Source organism: Chakrabartyella piscis (assembly GCA_030067835.1).
In the GTDB taxonomy this organism is placed as follows: Bacteria; Bacillota; Clostridia; order Lachnospirales; family Anaerotignaceae; genus Chakrabartyella; species Chakrabartyella piscis.
Window position 1 is genome coordinate 978,848 of record CP092441.1, and the last position, 19,273, is coordinate 998,120.

Genomic DNA, 19,273 nt, shown 5'->3' on the forward strand with positions numbered 1-19,273 from the left:
TGTCAATGTTTATCTTGTGATTCCGTGTATTTTTATGCAAACATACTGTGTCGATGGGGATTGTTCATTATTTGGGCTTATTGCTTTTTAATGTATGATATACAATTACAATGGATGAATCGGGTCTGAATTTATCGGAAGAATCAAATGCTTCATTTCCATCAATCGCAACAGATTTAACTTCTCCATCATCTGTAAGCCATCCGGTTATAATATCATATTCGATATCTACTGTTATATTGGTATAACCTATATTTTCGAATTTTTCAATTACTTCGAGATAATTCATCCCTTTTGCTTCTTTAGAAGTTAATGGTGGTGTGTAAAGTTCAAGGGTGTGATATATAACGTCTATCCACATATTTGATGGGTATTGTGTATCTGCGTCGAAAGAATTTAGAAGCATAAGATTAATTTCTGTTACAAGATTTTCTTGGTTTTCTTCCGTGATAGGCAAATCTGCAATTTCTTGCGTATGGACACTGGAAAATCCTGATGCTTCTAATTTCTGAACTACTTCTGTATACACTAATCCTTCTAATGCTTTTTGGGAATATCCAATGGGTATTAGTTGTTTAAATTGATAATACCCAATAATTACCACTATAGTGATTATAAAAAATAAAGTTGTAAGTAATTTTGTTTTTAAAGAACTAGAGGAGGAAGATTGTCGTTGCTCAGTAGGTACATATACATATTTGTATTCATTGTATTTAGACGAAGAAATGCTTGAATTATCTTTATCGTTTTCATATTCTCTAATTGATTTTGCAATTTTATCGGCAATATATTTGGGAATAGAGGAGTCTTTATTTTCTGATTGTATCCAGTAAGAACCATCTAAAGTCCCGTAATTGTTGAAATCTATAGAAAAGTCCCAAACTGAAAGACCGCTTTGAGAACGAACTGTTCCGTATACAATGGGTCCATTTGCGTATAAATTTTTTAATCTGGGAGAGCCTTTACCTGCAGATTGAACCATTGTGTAGAACTCGTCTTTAGTGAATCCATCTTTAAAATTACAAGGTGTTTCTTTCCTTCTCTTTTCTTCAGCAGCATTTTTTCGTAGACGATTGATTCCGAAGGTAATCACTCCACCAACTAGAATATTATATAATATGCTCATACATTGCTACTCCCCAATACTATTATTTTAATGACAACAAACATACCGTTTCCACATGTACAGTTCTTGGGAACATATCCATCAATTTCACACGTTTGACTGCATATCCAGCTTCTTGGAACACCACCAAATCCCTAGCCAAGGAAGTTGGTTTGCAAGAAACATATACAATTTCTGGTGCACCAAAGTCAATGATTTTACCAATTGCTTTTGGATGAATGCCATCACGTGGCGGATCTACAATGATCACATCTGGTGTCTGTGTCAATTCATCTACCATTTTCAAAACATCACCTGCGATAAAGGTGCAATTGTTCAAACCATTGCGTTTTGCATTTTCGTTTGCAGCCACAACAGCTTCTTCAATGAGTTCGATACCCACAACTTCTTTGGAGCCAGCTTCTGCCATAATTTGACCAATGGTGCCAGTGCCACAATACAAGTCAAATACCATTTTGTTTTGCACATCACCAGCAAAGTCTTTGACCATAGAATAAAGCTTTTCAGCACCTTCTGTATTGGTTTGGAAGAAGGAGTAGGTGGATACCTTAAATTCCAAATCAAATAATTTTTCATAGAAGAAATCTCTACCATACAACACATGAAGTTGGTCGCTTTGCACCACATCTGCAAGGGAATCGTTGACAGAATGCAAAATACCGCAAATGCTACCAGAAAGTTGCAAACCAAGGAGCATCTCTTTGTATTCTTCAGGAGAAAAAGGAACTTCACTGCTGGTTACAAGATTCACCAAAATCTCACCGGTTGCTTTGCCTTTTCTCACAACCAAATGACGCAAAGAACCAACGTGTCGCATTTTATGGTAGAAAGAGACATTGCGTTCTTGGAAAAATGCAAGGGATGTTTTGATGATTTGCAAGAAATCCCCATCAATGATATTGCAATCTTTGAGGGTGACCACTTCATACATGCTCATACGTTTACGCATACCCAAAGCCAAATCCCCATCTTTTTCTTCATCACCAAAAGAAAATTCGCATTTGTTGCGATATTCTGTTGCAAATGGAGCAGCTTCAATACCTTCCCAAGATTCGATTTGGATGTTTTCTACTTCCAAAAGACGTTTCACTTGACGTTCTTTCATGGCAAGTTCTGCTTCGTGTTCCAATTTTTGATAGGTACATCCGCCACAAAGGTGATGGTGTGAACAGGCACCAGTTTCTCTTTCCAAAGGTGATGGTTCCAACACTGCTTCCAAGCGTGCTTCAATACCGCTACTTTTCTTTTTGAAAATTTGTGCTTGTACCTTTTGACCAGGCAAAGCATTTTTGACAATGACCTTATGATCTTCCACAAAACCAAATGGTTTGTTTGGGAAGCGTACATCTTCAATGATCACTTCGATGATATCTTTTTTCTTCATGTAAATCCTCCAAATTTGATGTGTTTTGCTATCTATGATATTTTAGCAATGGTTGATTTTCTAAGAAAAACCACCAAATAGCCACAATAATCGCATTTTAATACCTTATCATATCATGAAACCAGTGTGGTTGCAATCTTTTACCCATAGGATTGTAGAAATATAAAAAAGGCTTGCCAATTGACAAACCTCAGGTATTTATAGCGGTACGATGAGGGCATCGAACCCTACAATTTGTGGAATATATGAATGTGGTGGAATTGTAGGGGATGGGTTTCCCATCTCGTTGGGAATACGATTATATTACAATGCATTCAATTTTTCTGTCAAATCAAGAGTTGCTGCATAGGGATTTTTTGCTTTCATAATGGCAGAAACAACAGCCATACCATGGATTGGAATTCCAGCCAATACATCCATATTACCAGCATTCAAACCACCAATTGCATATACAGGGATTTGTACAGTATCACAAATATTTGCAAGGGTTTCTGTGGAAGTAAGAACTGTTACAACCTTTGTTGTGGTAGGATAAATTGCACCAACACCCAAATAATCAGCACCCATTTCTTGTGCAGCCAAAGCAGCTTCTACTGTTTTGGTGGTGGCACCAAGAATCTTATCTGGTCCAATCATTTGGCGTACCAAATCCACAGGAAAATCAGTGGCACCGACATGCACACCATCTGCATCACAAGCAAGTGCAACATCTACACGATCGTTGATGATCAGTGGAACATCATATTGTTTGGTGATTTCTTTGACTTTCAATGCCAATTCCAAAAAATCACGACTGGAACGATCCTTTTCACGAACTTGCAATAAAGACAAACCTGCTTTACATGCATTTTCTACTACAGACAAAAACTGTGTTTCTTCCATATTGGTGCTATCGGTTACAAAATAAATCCCTTTTTTCAATTTCATAAGGTTTCAATCCTTTCTAGTTGTATGATTTCTTGTATGGTTTCTGGTGTGATGGTGGAAAATGTATCCATAAGTGCGATTCTAAAACTACCAGTACCTTTGATGTCTTGGTGCAATTCTCCTGCAATTCCCATGAGAGCAGTGCCCAAAATTGCAGATTCCAAAGCACCACCAGAAGCAATGTAAGTGGAAATGATGGCGCCAACCATACAACCAGTTCCAGTGACTAAGGATAGAGTAGAACATCCATTTTTGAGAGCATATACTTCTGTTGGAGATGCAATCAAATCGATTTTACCAGTTGCCACAACCACACAATCATATGCAAAAGCAATGGACTGTATCCACTTTGCAGAAACAATCAAATTTTCTTCTGTCACCAAATCAATGGCACCAGCATCAATTCCTTGTGCATTGGTATCGCCAAGAAGGGCTTTTACTTCAGAAATATTGCCCTTTAACACTTGTGGATGAGCAGCTTGGATGAAGTTTTTGGCAAATTCCAAACGCATGGAACTGCAACCAACACCAACCAAATCCAAAACAATGGGAACTTGGTGATGGTTCGCTGCTGCACCAGAAAGATTCATGGATGACATACGTGTATCTGTAATGTTTCCAAGATTGACATACAAAGCACCAGCAATTCCAGTGATTTCAGCAACTTCTTTGGGGTGTTCTGCCATAATAGGCTTGCCACCTACAGCCAAAATTACGTTTGCACAATCGTTGATGGTGATGTGATTGGTCAAACAATGTACCAGTGGAGATTGGTGTCTGATAGTTGTATGTAATTGTGTTATTGTATCAATCATAAGTTTCACTTCCTAATTTCTGTTGAAATTCTCGTAATTGTCCCATTTTTTTCAAGGCAGTCAAGAAGAAGAACGCTGCCACACCACCCATTATAGTGGCTCCAAGGAACATTGGCAAGTAGAAGAAAGCAGTCAAACCATCACGACCCATCAAAAATGCCATAACTGGATAGGATACCAAAGCACCAATGATACCAGTACCCACAATTTCACCGATAACAGCACCGATAATCTTTCCCTTGGTCAAACGATACAAAAGACCAGAAAGCACAGCACCAAAGACAGAACCTGTCAGTGCAAGTGGTGGTATGGATAAGAATAACATACGAATGATGGCGGTGAGTGTTGCGTTCAACAATGCGTACCAAGGACCCATCAAAACAGCCACTACAATGTTGACCAAGTGGGCAGTGGGACACATACCTTCTACACGCAAAATAGGCGATATGACAACACCAATTGCAACAGTCATAGAAAGCAATACCATTTTGAACACTTTGTTTGATTCTTTGTTTTTTTGCATAAAAAAACTCCTTTCAAAATAAAAATCACGGTTTCCATAAACACCAAGAATTTTACGAGAAAGAAGAACATTGTATTTGTATACAAAAAATAGCCCCAATAAAACCTCAGTGTTTATAAGGCGGTCGTAACTTGATGGTTACCTCTCAACTAGAAACACTAGCTCCCTCGCTATTATTTTGTAAGAAAATATACCAAGACCATAGACGCTCCTCTAAGCCTTGTTTGGGTATATCCCTTTGAAACAAAATTATATTACAATATTTTTTGCATAACGTCAAGTTTTTTTCTATTTTGTTTTGGGAAAATATAGATTTTTTATTTGTATTCAATTTATTTTTATGATATACTGAAATCACTAAAATTGAACAGGAGTGTATACTGGAATGTCTGATAAATTAGAAGTTGGCAGCATCGTAGAAGGTAAAATTGTTCGTATCAAACCATTTGGAGCCATTGTATCCCTTGGTAACGCACAAGGATTGGTGCATATTTCTCAAGTGGCAAATAGTTTTGTGCAAGACATAAATGATCATATCAAAATTGGTGATGTGGTGAAAGTGAAAGTGCTTTCCATTGATGAGGAAACACACAAAATCGCTTTGTCTATTCGTGATGCCCTTCCAAAAGAAGAACGTCCACAAAAGAGCGAAAAACCATTCCGCAAACCAAATCCACAAGGTCAAAGATCCAACTCTGATTATAGCAGAGCACCTTCCTATTCTACTTCTCCAAAACCACCTATGGATTTTGAAGATAAGATGAAAGAATGGGCGAAACAATCCAATGAACGTCAAACAACTCTCAACAAAAGAGCCAACAAACGTTCTTACTAAATTGTGAATGAGGAATTGACAAAGGGACTATCCTTTGGAGGCAATATATGAATTTGTTTTTTATTTTTTCTATTTATTTCTTTGCACGAGGTGTGTTTGCACTGTTTGGGCAACCGTTGTTTTACACCAAACGCTCTTTGGCAAATATAACAGAAGAGCAACTGCCTATTTATTTGAAGGAAGTTGGTGTGTTGGATATGATAGTAGGGGGTCTTTTCTTTTTGAAAGCACTTTTGGATATCCTGATGCCCCAAAGCATGGCAGTGACCATTGGTTTTCTTGCATTGGTTATGATTTGTGTTGTGAAATTGGCACGTTGTAATGAAAAGTACATCAAAAAATAAAAATAAGCAGACTGTCTGAATATAGGCGGTCTGCTTTTTTATACAAAAAGTCAACAGAAATCGGATCTTTGGTTGTCTCTGCAAAACCGAAACAAAGGGAGGGCATGGAAACCCTCCCCTACAAATGGAACACCATCAATGTGTTATTGTAGGGATGTACCTATGTGTACGCCCGTTGGTATGTATTTCGCTTGGATAAAACTCAATCCTGAGAAGCAAGTTTGATATACAAATCTGGTCTACGATCCCCTTTTTGAGGGAATTGTTCTCGCAAAGCCACCACTTCTTCTGGTTGGATATCTACTATAGTAAGGGAATCCTTTTCTTTGACGTGTGCCAAAATATCCCCATTTGGAGAAATGACCATACTATCGCCAACATAATTCAATTTGCCAGCAACACCTGTACGATTCACACCAATAATGAAACATTGGTTTTCAATGGCTCTGGCACGCAACAATGTCATCCAATGTTCACGTCTGGCTTCAGGCCAACAAGCAATTACTGTGATGATATGGCTTTTATCAGAAGCGATTAAGAAAGGTTCTGGGAAACGCAAATCATAACACACAAATGGAGACAGTGGAACACCATCAATTTGACAGTATTGGAGTTCATCCCCACCAGAATAGCGTTTGGTTTCTGGACCAAAGAAAAGATGTAGTTTTCCATAGTCTGCTAAAATAGTTCCTTCTGCATCCAAAACCAATGAACGATTGGTGAATACTTCATTTTCTGAAATGGTAATGCCAAAACAAATGGCAATGTGATTTTTTTTTGCTTCTTTTTGGAAAAATGCAATGCTTTCACTGGAAGCGATGTTTTCTCCATAAATGGCGGGCTTCATGGTGAATCCTGTCAAAGTCATTTCAGGAAACACAATCAAATCTGCTTTCAGATCGCCAGCTTCTGCAATCATTTGGCTGCAAATTTCCATTGCTTTTTCCTTTTCTTCAAAACCCATATCCAATTGACCAAGTGCAATTTTCATTGAAAAACCCCCTAAATTGAGCAAATTTTTAACAATCTGACGTTGGCTATTTTTTTAGTGGAATTATACAGATTTATTTTGTGAATGTCAAGATTTATCAAATGGATGTGGAATGTTTCAATTGTGTCACGAGAAAAAAGTGTCGTTTTTTGAGAATATGGCAAAATATATACGTTTTTTCTAATGAAATGAAAAGAATCTAAGAAAAAATATTCTGAATCACCAATGATAAATGAAATTTTTGAAAATGGGATTGCATCATATGCAACAATGTTTCTATCTTTTAAAAATTAAATTTCATTTTTTGAGAACATATTTCAATAGTGGTAACAAAAAGAAGGAAGTATTGTTATTTTTTTATTTTACTGTATAGTAATTAGTGTTAGGAAACATTCTTGATGTTGAAAAAAATTGTGAAGTATTTTTGCAAAGGAAAAACATCCAACTATGAAAAAAGAGGAGAGTGTATTTGAAGATGGAAAGAGTAGCAGAGTCATTAAAAAGTAAAGTGATGTCAGCTGACGCAGCGGCACAATTGATAAAAACAGGTATGGTTATTGGTGTAAGTGGTTTTACAAGTATCGGTTATCCAAAAGATGTACCTCTTGCTTTGGCAGCTTCTGGTCATGCAACAGATTTGAGTATTTATGTTGGTGCAGCAGTTGGTGATGAAGTGGATGGTGAATTGGTTCGTAAAGGTCTCATCAAAAGAAGATATGCACATCAATCTGGCAAAGATTTGCGTAATGCAATCAACGCTGGTGAAATTGCTTACAGCGATGTACATATTTCTCACTTCCCAATGCACATGAATCAAAAAACAGGTCCTAATGTGGATGTGGCTTTGGTGGAATGTACAGCAGTTACAGAAGATGGTTTGTACTTGGCAGCTTCTGGCGGTACAGCAGATGCAGCAGTTCGTACAGCAGATTTTGTAATCATTGAAGTCAATAAAAACTTGCCAATGGGTCTTATGGGCATGCATGATATCTTTGAGATTGGTTTGCCTCCAAATGCAAAAATTATTCCCATTACAAAACCAGATGAAAGAGTGGGTACACCTTATATCCCATGTCCACCAGAAAAAATTGCAGCGATTGTTATGACAGAAGGTCACGATGAACCTCAAAAATTCAAACCAGCTTCTCCAGCAATTGCAAAAATTGGTGAAAATGTAGTGAGCTTCTTAAAAGGAGAAATTGCAGCAGGACGTTTGCCTGAAGATCCAGGTCCAATCCAATCCGGTGTTGGTACAGTTGGAAATGCAGTGCTCAGTGGTTTGGCGTCCAGTGGTTTCAAAGGCTTGAGCATGTACACAGAAGTTATGCAAGATTCAGCAATTGGATTGATTGAACAAGGAGTGTTCAATTTTGCCTCCACCAGTTCTATTGCTCTTGCAGAAGATACAAAAAAACGTTTCTATGAAAATATTGATTTCTTCAAAGATAAAATTGTTGTAAGACCACAAGAAATTACAAATCATCCAGAAATTTCTCGTCGTTTGGGTGTTATCGCATTGAATACACCAATTGAATTGGACATTTATGGAAATGTAAATTCCACTCATATCATGGGTACCAAAATGATGAATGGTTTGGGTGGTAGCGGGGACTTTGCTCGTAATGCTCGTATCAGCATCTTTGCAACAGAATCCACTGCAAAAGGTGGCGCAATCTCTTGTATCGTACCAATGGTATCCCACGTGGATCAAACTGAACATGACGTTGCAGTCATCGTTACAGAATATGGTGTTGCCGATTTGCGTTGGAAAACACCAAAAGAACGTGTAGAGTTGATCATTGAAAACTGTGCACATCCTGATTATCGTCCGATGTTGCGTGAATATTATGAACACGCATTTGAAATATCTGCTGGAAAGCATACGCCACATGACTTAGAACAAGCTTTGTCTTGGCACCAACGTTTTCTGGATACAGGAAGCATGAAAAAATAAAATCTGCTTCTAAAAATGTTTGATCGGAATGTTTCAGAAAACTGTTGTTTAAAATGAAGGGGGATTTTGAGTTATGAGTATGCAAAAACGATATACCTACATCGTGATTGGACCAATCTTGTACCTTTTGGTAGCGTTTGGTTTGGCTGATGTTATGACAGAAGTAGGGGCAAAAGCCATTGGGGTTTCTGTTTGGATGATTTTCTGGTGGATTACCAGACCAGTACATATTTCCATCACAGGTATTGTTCCTGTAGTAGCAAATGCTTTCCTAAGCATCATTCCAATGTCCACATTGATTGCAAACTATTCCAGTGAAAGTATCATCTTGGTATTTGGTTCTGGTTTGCTCACATTGCCTTGGGCAGTAACAGGTTTGGACAAACGTATTGCTTTGAAAGTACTTTCTGTAGTAGGTCCATCCATGAAATCACAAATCGCAGTTTGGTTGACCGCCAGTGTTGCACTTTCTACAGTACTTCCAAATGTAGCTGTATGTGCTTTGTTTACACCAATCGCTGTTTCCATGTTGAAAGCAGCTGGTTATGATGACATTCAATCTTGTGCAGCATCTGTACCAATTTTGTTGGCAGTTGGTTGGGGTGTAAGTTTGGGTGGTGCTGGTACACCTCTTGGTGGTGCTATGAACGTTACCGCTATTTCCTTCTTGGAAGAATACACAGGTCAAGAATTTATGTATGTTGACTGGATTGTTCGTATCATTCCTTATTTGATTATTGCTACAATCGTTTTGATGATTGGTATGTGGATGATGCCTACAGGCGTAAAAAGCTTGGAAGGTACCAAAGAATTCTTCAAAGATAGCTATGCAGAACTTGGCGAAATGAAACGTGATGAAAAAATCTGTTTGGGTCTTTTCGTAGCAGCTCTTGCAGCAGCATTTGCAAGACCATTCTACACAGATTTGTTGCCTGGTTTGGCACCAGCTTATGCATTTGTAACATTGGGCTTCATTTCCTTCTTTATCACATCTTCCAACAACGGTTTCCTCTTGACATGGGATGAAACTCAAAAGGGTATGATGTGGGGTATGATGATTCTCTTTGCCAGTGGTTTGGCAATGGGCTCCATGCTCAATGGTTCTGGTGCAAGTGCAAGACTTGGTGAATTGGTTGCAACCCTTCCTTTGGATGGCGGTTTGACAACAGTTCTCATCGTAGTTATTGCAGCTCGTGTCATCTCTGAATTGACAAATGGTACAACGGCAGCAGCTGTATGTTGTCCAATCGTATTTAGTTTTGCAGCTGAAATGGGTCTCAACCCTGTTCCATATTGGTTCATCACAGTTATGTCTCTCAATGCAGAATTCTTGCTTCCTTTGAGCGTTCGTGCTATCCCAGTTGCTTATGGCTTGGATGCAAACAAAATGATGAAATATGGTATTCCAATGACGATCATCAATATGGTTGTTGTAACATTGTTTGGTTTCTTGGCAATTACTTTCTGGCCAGCTTATGGTATCTTGAGCTAAGAAGCAAATGTTCAAAAAGGTTGTATATACTTTCAGAGGGATGTATAATGGAGAAAATCCTATATAGTTCCTCTGAAATGTAAATAGGCGAAGTGCTTTTCTACTATATAATAGGAAGAACAACGTCAGCAATAAGATTCACGTAGTTTATCAAACTCATATGGGTGTCCATATGCCACAACATTACTTTTTACACATAATGAATAGGAGCTGATTTTTTATGACAGTAACAGTACAAGAATTGATCGCACGTTCCAAAGCAGCACAAGAACAATTTGCATTCGCAACACAAGAACAAGCAGATGCAGCAGCAAAAGCAATTTGTAAAGTTATTTATGACAATTCAGAAAAATTGGGACCAATGGCAGCAGACGAAACTAGAATGGGTAGTCCAGTTGATAAAATTGCAAAATGTCGCAATAAATCTGCATTGATCTGGCATAGTATCAAAGACCAAAAATCCGTTGGTGTTATCAACCGTTTGGAAGAAAAACGTATGCTTGAAATTGCAAAACCTATGGGTGTTGTTGCAAGTATCGTTCCATCTACAAACCCTGTTGTAACTCCTATGAGTAATGCAGCATTCGCTTTGAAAACACGTAACTCTGTAATCTTTGCGCCACATCCAAGAGCTGTTGAATGTACAAAATTGCTTGTGGAAATGTTCCGTGCAGAACTTGCTAAATTGGGCTTCCCAGAAGATCTTGTTTTGGGTGTAGAACAAGTTACAGTAGAAGATAGTGCAGAATTGATGGCATCTGCTGACGTTATCGTTGCTACAGGTGGTATGGGTATGGTGAAAGCTGCTTACTCCAGTGGTAAACCTGCTTTCGGTGTTGGTGCTGGTAACGTGCAATGTATCGTTGACGAAGATGCTGACTTGGCAGATGCTGTAGGCAAAATTATCATCGGTCGTAGCTTTGACAATGGTTTGATTTGTCTTGGTGAACAAACAGCATTCGTTCCAGAAGCAAAATATGATGCATTCGTTGCAGAATTTGAAAAACAAGGCGGATTCTATGTAGCTGAAGAAGCAAAAGTACAACAAGTTCGTGATGGTTTGTTCCCTAATGGTGGTCCAATCAGTCGTGCAGTTGTTGGTTTGACAGCAGAACAAGTTGCAGCTGAAATCGGTATTGATGTTCCTGCTGGCACAAGAGTAATCGGTGTAAAAGCTGCTGCTTTGGGTCATGGTGATGTACTTTGCCGTGAAAAAATGTGTCCAGTGATCACAATTATGCCTTACAAAACATTTGAAGAAGGCGTTGCAATGATGGTAGAAAACCTTGCAGCTGAAGGTAAAGGTCATAGTATTGCAGTTCATTCCAATACACCTGCTCACGTAGAATATGCTGGTATCCAATGCTGTGTATCTCGTGTTGTTGTAAATCAACCAGCTGGTACAACAGGTGGCGGTAGCCCAACAAATGGTTTCACAGCTACAACAACTTTGGGTTGTGGTTCTTGGGGTAACAACAGCTTCAGCGGTAACTTCAACTTCGATCACCTTATGAACATCACAAGAGTTGGTTATCCTTACGATGAATCCTACCTTCCAGATCCAGCTATGGCTTGGGACTAAGATTTAAATATCATGTACATCATGCAGTGCCGCTTAAGCGGTGCTGCACATACATAAATTGAGATATTCGTAAAAAATAGGGGGACATATATAATGAAAGATTTTAATTTCAAAGTACCACAAGTCATTGAATTTGGTCTTGGAAGCTTGAAAAAACTTCCTGCTATTTTGGATGAAAATAAATTGGATCACGTTTACTTGGTTTCTGACCGTGGATTGGAAGCAATCGGCGTTGTGAAAAAAATTCAAGATATCATCGAAGCTGGTGGCATCAAATGTACAACATACTTGGATGTATTGCCAAATCCAACTGTTGATATCGTAAACGAAGCAGTTGCTGGTTACAAAGCAAGTGGTGCTTCTAGTATCATCGCTGTTGGTGGCGGTAGCCCTATGGACGTTGCAAAAGCAGTTAGTGTTTTGGCACAATTTGGTGGCACAGTTCATGATTATGTTGGTTTGGGCAAAGTTCCAGTTGGCACAATCCCTATGATTGCAATTCCAACAACTGCTGGTACAGGTAGTGAAGTAACTGCATCTTGTGTTATCACAGATGAAGAAGCAAACTACAAAATGTCTATCATCAGTTATGAAATTCTTCCAAAATATGCTGTTTTGGATCCAGAATTGATTATGACAGCTCCTGCATCCATCGCTGCTGCATGTGGTGTTGATGCGTTTATCCATGCTATGGAAGCTTATGTTTCCACAGATGCTACATTGTTCTCTGATGCAATGGGCGAAAAAGCTATGGAATTGATTGGTGGCAATCTTCGTCGTTTTGTTGCAAATAGAAAAGATGAAGAAGCTGCTTGTGCAATGATGGCTGGTAGTACATTCGCTGGTATCGCATTTGCTTGGGCAAAACTTGGTAATATCCATGGTATGAGCCATCCTGTAAGTGCTTATTTCCACATTGCTCATGGTGTTGCAAATGCAATTTTGATGCCTACAGTAGTAGAATACAATGCATTGGCTGACAATGGTCGTTATGAAAAAATTTATAACTACTTGAGCACAGACAAAGAACCTGTAAAAGACTTCAAACCTTCTATGTTGGTTGACTTGGTAAAAGAATTGAATGCTGAATTGGGTATTCCTGCTTCTCTTTCCGCAGTTGGCGTAACAGAAGACAAATTTGAAGAAATGGCAACTGACGCTATGAAAACAGTAAACGTTATGGTAAATCCAAGACAAACTGGTTTCAAAGATGTAGTTAATTTGTATCAAAAAGCGTTCTAATTAAGGGAGAGGGAATTGAACCGAGAGGGCTCAACTCCCACCACCTTAACCCCTAGAAAAAAACAAACCCCTTTGTTTTTTGAAAACACCTTGAATGTTGAAAAATATTTAAGGTGTTTTTTTATATTCAATTGATTTGAACGATTTTACTCTATATTGTAGTATAGTAAAATTGTATATTATTATATGGCAATTTGTTGCATAATACGCAAATGCATGGTATAATTTAAGAATGATTTGACAAAAATGAGCATAACAAAAGATGAAACTTGAAAAGGGGTGCGTTATGGCGTCATCAGAGAAAGATAATCAAAAAAATTCCAATACCAAAAGTGTCAGTAAAACACTTGCAATCCTTTCTACATTTAACGAAACAGCTCCGATGCAAAGAACTTCAGATATTGCAATGAAATTGAATATGAACATCAGCACAGTATCCAGACATTTGAACACATTGTTGGATATGGGTTTTTTGGAACGTGATGAAGCAACTGGTTTTTATTTCTTGGGTATGGAAGTTGTGTCTCTTGTGGGTGCAGCGTTGCAAAACAATGACGTATTCCGTCACTCATATCCAGAATTGCAACAACTGTCCAACAAATTTGATGTACATAGTCATATGGCTGTACCAAGAGGAAAAGAAGTTGTGCATTTGATTAGTGTTTGTTGTGAAAGCACAATGGAGCTTCTGATTCCAATGGGGCATTGTCATCCAATGTTTTGTTCTGCAATGGGACGTGCAATGCTTGCATATATGCCAATAAACAAACGACAAGAAGTACTATTGTGTGAAATGAAAAAATACACACCAACTACAAAGGTGGATATGAAAGAAATTGAGCAAGAGTTGGTGAAAACCAGACAAAAGGGATATTGCATTGTGATAGATGAACTTTCAGAAAGCAAGGGATCATTGGCAGCGCCAGTGTTTGATCGCAATCGAAAGCCAATTGCAGCAGTAAGTGTATCTGCAAGTGCCTATAGTTTAAGCCAACCACAACGACAACGAGAATTGGCAAAGGCAGTGTTGAGTGTTGCAAGTAAAGTTTCTGGTAAGTTGGGTTACTATCCAAAATAAACTTTCTTATTTTTTATAGTATGCAAAAAATATACAAAATGTATGCAGGCGTCTTTGTTCCTAACATAAGAGGAAGAGGGGCGCTTTTTTATGTAAAAAAATAAAAAATTTCAATTTTCATGTGTCGACGCATGAGTGGAGTATATGTATATGTCAATGCATATATAAAATAATTAAAATAAACGGTAAAAGTGCATATTTTGAATGATTAATTTTAGCATAAATAATGCGTTTTTGACAATGATTTATTTTGGTATAATAGCATTTTCATTTTTTGCAATACAAGTTCAACAAATACATCTATATTGCACATTGTGGCGTACAACAATTATATTGTGCAAATAAGAATCATAATATAATAATATATTTCAATATATGAGAAATAGAGTGCAAAGTATTTTATGCACTCTATAGGATAGGGTATAATAAATACAAGAAAAATATAAATTATTTTTGCATATTAGTGATAGAAACGGGGTAAGAAGGGGGATGTTTATGGAGACAAAAAAACGCTTCATCTATATTGCAATGGGGCCTATTATTTTATTAATGACAATTTTATTGTTTTCGGACGCTTTGACGGTTCCAGGAGCGCAAGCGGTTGGTATTTCTCTTTGGATGATTTTTTGGTGGAGCACTAGGCCTGTTGAAATTACTGTAACAGGGTTGGTTCCTGTAGTTGCCAATGCATTTTTATCCATTGTACCAATGGCTAATGTTATTTCCCAATATGCTTGCGAAAGTATTATTTTGATATTTGGTTCAGGCTTGTTGACATTGCCTTGGGTATCAACTGGGTTGGATCGTAGAATTTCTTTGAAAGCATTGTCTCTGATTGGTCCCTCCATGAAGTCACAAATCACGGTTTGGTTATTGGCAAGTATTGTACTTTCCAATTTGATGCCAAATGTGGCAGTTTGTGCAATGCTTACACCAATTGCAGTTTCTATGTTGCATGTTGCAGGTTATGAGGATATCAAAAAATGTGCACCAGCAGTTCCCATTTTGCTAGCCATTGGTTGGGGGGTTACCTTAGGTGGAGCAGGTTCTCCTTTGGGTGGTGCAATGAATATCACAGCAATTGCCTTTTTGGAAGAATATACAGGACAAGAGTTCATGTATATTGATTGGGTAATGCGTTTGCTTCCTTATTTGGTGCTTGCAACAGCAGTTTTATTGATTGGTATGTTGATGATACCGTTGGAAGAAAAAGAAATTGATGGAACAAAAGAATTCTTTGATGAAACATATAAAGAATTGGGTCCAATGAAACGTGATGAAAAAATATGCTTGACCATGTTTATTTTGGCAATGTTAGGAGCATTTGCAAGACCTTTATTTGTAAACTTATTGCCGGGGTTTACACCTGCATATATTTTCTTGACACTGGGATTCTTAACATTTTTCATTACATCCTCCAAAAAAAATTATTTACTCAGTTGGGAAACTGCCCAAGAAGGAACACTTTGGGGTATGATGATTTTATTTGCAGGCGGTTTGGCAATGGGACAACTCATCAATGGTTCTGGTGCCAGCACACAAATTGCAGGCATGATTTCCAAACTTTCCTTCCATCATGATTTGGCAGTGGTCGCTTTGTTTGTAATTTTTGCACGTATTATTGCAGAGGTAACCAATGGTACCACATCGGCAGCGGTTTGTTGCCCAATTGTATTTGGATTTGCAGCAGAAACAGGTATGAATCCAATTCCATTGTGGTTTATTACAACTATGGCATTCAATGGGGAATATATGTTGCCACTTAGTGTGCGTGCAATTCCAATTTCCTATGGTTTGGATGCAGATAAGATGATGAAATATGGTACACCTATGACCATTATCAATATTATTTTGGTAATTATATTTGGTTATTTGGCAATGGAATTTTGGCCAATGTTCTCAACTCTTTCCTTGGGATAATATAAAAAACAAATCAAACCCATTTTCGTATACCAGCGGAGATGGGTTTTTTGCAAAGTTTGGAGAAAAAGAGTATACTGAAATAAAGAATTTTTTACTAACTGTAATTATTTAAACTTCATTTTAATTTGAAGGCATATGATATCAGAAAATAACAGGAATATGGATTGTAAAGTGGCAGTCATTAATAGGAGGTATGAAATGCGAATTTTATTGTGTGAAGATGAAAAAGAATTATCCAATGCTTTGGTGGCAATTTTGAAACACAACAAATATGCTGTGGAAGCGGTGTATGATGGAGAAGAAGCTTTGGATTATTTGTCTTGTGATAATTATGATGCAGTGATTTTGGATATTATGATGCCAAAGGTGGATGGGCTTACAGTGCTCAAAACCATTCGTAAAAAAGGCAATACAATCCCTGTTTTGATGTTGACTGCAAAAACATTGACAGATGATAAGGTGCTAGGTTTGGATTTGGGTGCCAATGATTATTTGACAAAACCATTTGAAACCAAGGAGTTGTTGGCTCGTTTGCGTGCAATGACCAGAAGTATTTCTGATGGTTCCACTTCCTCAATTTTGACCGTGGGCAATGTGTCTTTGAATCGAGCAACATTTGAATTGAAATCCCCAACAGGCTCCTTTAGACTTGCAAATAAAGAGTTCCAAATGATGGAGATGTTGATGATGAATGCATCCCGTTTGATTTCCAGTGAACGTTTTATGGAGAAGATTTGGGGCTATGATAGCGAATCAGAAATCAATGTGGTTTGGGTATACATTTCCTATTTGCGTAAAAAATTATTGGCAATTGATGCCAATGTGCAAATCAAAGTGACAAGAAACACAGGATATTCCTTGGAGGCAAAATAATGGAACGTGAACTGAGAAAAAAATTCATATGCATATCCTTTGGTATTGTTTGCTTTGTTTTATGTACAATGGCAACTTTTTTGAATGTGGCAAATTATATGCAAATTGATGTGCGTGCCAATGAAATCATTTCGATTATGGAAGAAAACGATGGAAATTTCCCTAAAATATTTGAACGTCAAATGGGTGGTCATATTTCAGAAGAAACACCCTATACCACAAGATATTTTACGGTCAAGGTGGATGAGGATTACAACCTGATGAGCACAGACACCAGAAGCATTATGATGGTCAATACAGAGCAAGCAATCCATTTTGCAGAAGAAGTTTTGGATGGTGGCAAAGATACAGGGCTCATTGGACATTACAAATTCCAAATGGTGGACACAGACTATGGTAGTATGGTGATTTTCATTGATTGCAGCCAAGAACTTTCTTTGTTCTATAGTTTCCTCAATTCCAGTATTTTGATTTGTGGATTTGCATTGCTTTGTGTGTTTGTACTGCTTGTATTCTTATCCAAAAAAGCAGTTGCACCCATTGTGGAAAGCTATCAGAAACAACAACAATTCATCACCAATATCACACATGAGTTGAAAACACCACTGGCAATCATCAAAACCAATACAGAAGTCATTGAAATGGAAAACGAACCTTCTACTTGGAGTGAAAGCATCCATAACCAAATTGGACGTTTGACAGAATTGATCAATTATTTGATCTCTTTGTCCAAAATGGAGGAAGATGTCAACCAAAATGAAAAGGTGGATTTCTCTATTTCCGAGGCAATGGCAGAAACTATAGATTCTTTTGCAATTTTGGCAGAAAATTCAAATCGAACCATTGTACAAGATATTTCAGAAAATATCACTTTGAAAGGTGATGAACAAGCAATTCGATTGTTATTTTCCATTTTGTTGGACAATGCTTTGAAATATAGCACTGAAAACACTGAAATTCACATTTCCATGAAGAAACAAGGAAATAAAGTCAAAATCAGATTGAAAAATGCAGCAGAACACTTAGAAGTGAAGGAATACAACAAACTCTTTGAACGTTTCTATCGTTTGGAAGATTCCAGAAATAGCAAATTGGGTGGCTTTGGTATTGGCTTGGCTATGGCGAAATCCATTGTCAAAAATCATGGTGGCATCATCAAAGCAGAAAGTAAAGATGGCAAACATATGCAATTCTATATTGATATGTAAGAGTCGAAATGATAACATTGTAGGGGATGGCGTCCTCGACATCCCGCCATGAACTGCCACTACAAAAAAATAAGCAGTTCTGAAACTGGTTGAACTACAATCAAATACAATTTCTAATCAAAACCTTAGACGAATACAATTTTCGTTTGAGGTTTTTTTAGTTTCAATTTAGGTAGCATACGTATACTGATAACAGGAGGTGGTCACAATGGAATTTGTATCACAAAAAGAAGAAGAATTTTATGGAATGTATCATCCATATTTGAAATTGGCAAGAAGACGAGTATTGGATACATTGGATATCATATGTGAAGAAGAAGGTCATGAAATACAACATATATATGGAAGAATCAAGTCACCAGATAGCATGTGTAAGAAATTAGATAAGCTGGGTGTACCACAAACACCAGAAATGGCATTGACACAGGTGACAGATGCAGTTGGAATTCGTGTCATTTGCAACTTTTTGGATGATGTGTTTTCCATTGTCAATTTGATTACAAAACACGATGGTTGGAAAGTGGTACAAGAAAAAGATTATATCACAGTGCCAAAACAAAATGGATATCGCAGCTATCATATGATTTTGGAAGTGCCTGTTCGTGGTAGACATATTATGGTAGAAATCCAAATTAGAACCATTTCCCAAGATGCATGGGCTAGTTTGGAACACCAAATGAAGTACAAAAAAGAAGTGCCACATCAAAAACTCATTCAAGATGAACTGAAGAGATGCGCAGATGAATTGGCATCCACAGACATGAGTATGGCAACCATCAGAGAGCTATTGGAAACAGGTGCAGTTTGAAATAAATCCCAATTAAAGATAGCTAGACCTAATGATGTATGATACTAAATATATTGCCGATGTGTAGGGAATGCATTGTATGCATTCCGTTTTCAGCACGCATACAATGCGTGCCCTACAAAAATTTACCACAGCATACAAAAGTCACTTCATATTTAATTGGGACTA

General features: G+C 37.7%; 17 protein-coding genes. 11 read left to right on the forward strand and 6 right to left on the reverse strand.

Going from position 1 to position 19,273, the window contains the following annotated elements; translation table 11 throughout:
• Positions 1-67: 67 nt before the first annotated feature.
• From MJY40_RS04275 to thiW, 5 genes are all read right to left on the reverse strand, one after another.
• Positions 68-1,126, reverse strand: a complete 1,059-nt coding sequence (locus tag MJY40_RS04275) for a hypothetical protein (protein WP_317855810.1) — start codon at positions 1,124-1,126, stop codon at positions 68-70.
• Between the two features lie 22 nt (positions 1,127-1,148).
• Positions 1,149-2,510, reverse strand: a complete 1,362-nt coding sequence (rlmD, locus tag MJY40_RS04280) for a 23S rRNA (uracil(1939)-C(5))-methyltransferase RlmD (protein WP_317855811.1) — start codon at positions 2,508-2,510, stop codon at positions 1,149-1,151.
• 303 nt (positions 2,511-2,813) lie between these two features.
• Complete coding sequence (thiE, locus tag MJY40_RS04285; RefSeq protein WP_317855812.1) at positions 2,814-3,437, reverse strand: thiamine phosphate synthase; 624 nt, start codon at positions 3,435-3,437, stop codon at positions 2,814-2,816.
• A complete protein-coding gene (thiM, locus tag MJY40_RS04290; protein WP_317855813.1) occupies positions 3,434-4,252 on the reverse strand; it encodes a hydroxyethylthiazole kinase in 819 nt (272 codons plus the stop codon). The genes thiE and thiM overlap by 4 nt, the downstream gene beginning before the upstream one ends.
• The gene (thiW, locus tag MJY40_RS04295) at positions 4,245-4,775 is read right to left on the reverse strand and encodes an energy coupling factor transporter S component ThiW (RefSeq protein ID WP_317855814.1); all 531 of its coding nucleotides are present in this window, start codon (positions 4,773-4,775) and stop codon (positions 4,245-4,247) included. The genes thiM and thiW overlap by 8 nt, the downstream gene beginning before the upstream one ends.
• A gap of 385 nt (positions 4,776-5,160) precedes the next feature.
• Here thiW and MJY40_RS04300 point away from each other — a divergent pair, with 385 nt between their 5' ends.
• A complete protein-coding gene (locus MJY40_RS04300) occupies positions 5,161-5,610 on the forward strand; it encodes a S1 RNA-binding domain-containing protein (RefSeq protein ID WP_317855815.1) in 450 nt (149 codons plus the stop codon).
• Between the two features lie 47 nt (positions 5,611-5,657).
• A complete protein-coding gene (locus tag MJY40_RS04305) occupies positions 5,658-5,954 on the forward strand; it encodes a hypothetical protein (RefSeq protein WP_317855816.1) in 297 nt (98 codons plus the stop codon).
• A 202-nt stretch (positions 5,955-6,156) separates the two neighbouring features.
• Here the strand turns inward: MJY40_RS04305 and MJY40_RS04310 are convergent, their stop codons facing one another.
• Positions 6,157-6,945: a nitrilase-related carbon-nitrogen hydrolase gene (locus tag MJY40_RS04310; RefSeq protein ID WP_317855817.1), complete on the reverse strand. Its 789-nt coding sequence runs from the start codon at positions 6,943-6,945 to the stop codon at positions 6,157-6,159.
• Positions 6,946-7,420: 475 nt separating this feature from the next.
• Here MJY40_RS04310 and MJY40_RS04315 point away from each other — a divergent pair, with 475 nt between their 5' ends.
• The 9 genes from MJY40_RS04315 (at position 7,421) to MJY40_RS04355 (ending at position 19,105) form a co-directional block, all read left to right on the forward strand.
• Positions 7,421-8,899, forward strand: coding sequence for a succinate CoA transferase (locus tag MJY40_RS04315; protein WP_317856412.1), 1,479 nt, complete (start codon positions 7,421-7,423; stop codon positions 8,897-8,899).
• Between the two features lie 73 nt (positions 8,900-8,972).
• The gene (locus tag MJY40_RS04320; protein WP_317855818.1) at positions 8,973-10,391 is read left to right on the forward strand and encodes an SLC13 family permease; all 1,419 of its coding nucleotides are present in this window, start codon (positions 8,973-8,975) and stop codon (positions 10,389-10,391) included.
• Positions 10,392-10,611: 220 nt separating this feature from the next.
• Positions 10,612-11,973, forward strand: a complete 1,362-nt coding sequence (locus MJY40_RS04325) for an aldehyde dehydrogenase family protein (RefSeq protein ID WP_317855819.1) — start codon at positions 10,612-10,614, stop codon at positions 11,971-11,973.
• 93 nt (positions 11,974-12,066) lie between these two features.
• On the forward strand, positions 12,067-13,215 hold the full coding sequence (locus tag MJY40_RS04330; protein WP_317855820.1) for an iron-containing alcohol dehydrogenase: 1,149 nt from the start codon (positions 12,067-12,069) through the stop codon (positions 13,213-13,215).
• Positions 13,216-13,501: 286 nt separating this feature from the next.
• Positions 13,502-14,293, forward strand: a complete 792-nt coding sequence (locus MJY40_RS04335) for an IclR family transcriptional regulator (RefSeq protein WP_317855821.1) — start codon at positions 13,502-13,504, stop codon at positions 14,291-14,293.
• A 495-nt stretch (positions 14,294-14,788) separates the two neighbouring features.
• Positions 14,789-16,213 (forward strand): SLC13 family permease, encoded by a 1,425-nt coding sequence (locus MJY40_RS04340; protein ID WP_317855822.1) that lies wholly within the window; start codon positions 14,789-14,791, stop codon positions 16,211-16,213.
• A 201-nt stretch (positions 16,214-16,414) separates the two neighbouring features.
• Positions 16,415-17,089 (forward strand): response regulator transcription factor, encoded by a 675-nt coding sequence (locus MJY40_RS04345; RefSeq protein ID WP_317855823.1) that lies wholly within the window; start codon positions 16,415-16,417, stop codon positions 17,087-17,089.
• Positions 17,089-18,297, forward strand: a complete 1,209-nt coding sequence (locus MJY40_RS04350; protein ID WP_317855824.1) for a sensor histidine kinase — start codon at positions 17,089-17,091, stop codon at positions 18,295-18,297. The genes MJY40_RS04345 and MJY40_RS04350 overlap by 1 nt, the downstream gene beginning before the upstream one ends.
• Positions 18,298-18,505: 208 nt before the next feature.
• Positions 18,506-19,105, forward strand: a complete 600-nt coding sequence (locus MJY40_RS04355) for a GTP pyrophosphokinase (RefSeq protein WP_317855825.1) — start codon at positions 18,506-18,508, stop codon at positions 19,103-19,105.
• Positions 19,106-19,273: the final 168 nt, after the last annotated feature.

Coding starts and splice junctions, on each gene's coding strand:
- MJY40_RS04275 (WP_317855810.1), bottom strand. CDS start 1,126: ATGAGCATATTATATAATATTCTAGTTGGTGGAGTGATTACCTTCGGA.
- rlmD (WP_317855811.1), bottom strand. CDS start 2,510: ATGAAGAAAAAAGATATCATCGAAGTGATCATTGAAGATGTACGCTTC.
- thiE (WP_317855812.1), bottom strand. CDS start 3,437: ATGAAATTGAAAAAAGGGATTTATTTTGTAACCGATAGCACCAATATG.
- thiM (WP_317855813.1), bottom strand. CDS start 4,252: ATGATTGATACAATAACACAATTACATACAACTATCAGACACCAATCT.
- thiW (WP_317855814.1), bottom strand. CDS start 4,775: ATGCAAAAAAACAAAGAATCAAACAAAGTGTTCAAAATGGTATTGCTT.
- MJY40_RS04300 (WP_317855815.1), top strand. CDS start 5,161: ATGTCTGATAAATTAGAAGTTGGCAGCATCGTAGAAGGTAAAATTGTT.
- MJY40_RS04305 (WP_317855816.1), top strand. CDS start 5,658: ATGAATTTGTTTTTTATTTTTTCTATTTATTTCTTTGCACGAGGTGTG.
- MJY40_RS04310 (WP_317855817.1), bottom strand. CDS start 6,945: ATGAAAATTGCACTTGGTCAATTGGATATGGGTTTTGAAGAAAAGGAA.
- MJY40_RS04315 (WP_317856412.1), top strand. CDS start 7,421: ATGGAAAGAGTAGCAGAGTCATTAAAAAGTAAAGTGATGTCAGCTGAC.
- MJY40_RS04320 (WP_317855818.1), top strand. CDS start 8,973: ATGAGTATGCAAAAACGATATACCTACATCGTGATTGGACCAATCTTG.
- MJY40_RS04325 (WP_317855819.1), top strand. CDS start 10,612: ATGACAGTAACAGTACAAGAATTGATCGCACGTTCCAAAGCAGCACAA.
- MJY40_RS04330 (WP_317855820.1), top strand. CDS start 12,067: ATGAAAGATTTTAATTTCAAAGTACCACAAGTCATTGAATTTGGTCTT.
- MJY40_RS04335 (WP_317855821.1), top strand. CDS start 13,502: ATGGCGTCATCAGAGAAAGATAATCAAAAAAATTCCAATACCAAAAGT.
- MJY40_RS04340 (WP_317855822.1), top strand. CDS start 14,789: ATGGAGACAAAAAAACGCTTCATCTATATTGCAATGGGGCCTATTATT.
- MJY40_RS04345 (WP_317855823.1), top strand. CDS start 16,415: ATGCGAATTTTATTGTGTGAAGATGAAAAAGAATTATCCAATGCTTTG.
- MJY40_RS04350 (WP_317855824.1), top strand. CDS start 17,089: ATGGAACGTGAACTGAGAAAAAAATTCATATGCATATCCTTTGGTATT.
- MJY40_RS04355 (WP_317855825.1), top strand. CDS start 18,506: ATGGAATTTGTATCACAAAAAGAAGAAGAATTTTATGGAATGTATCAT.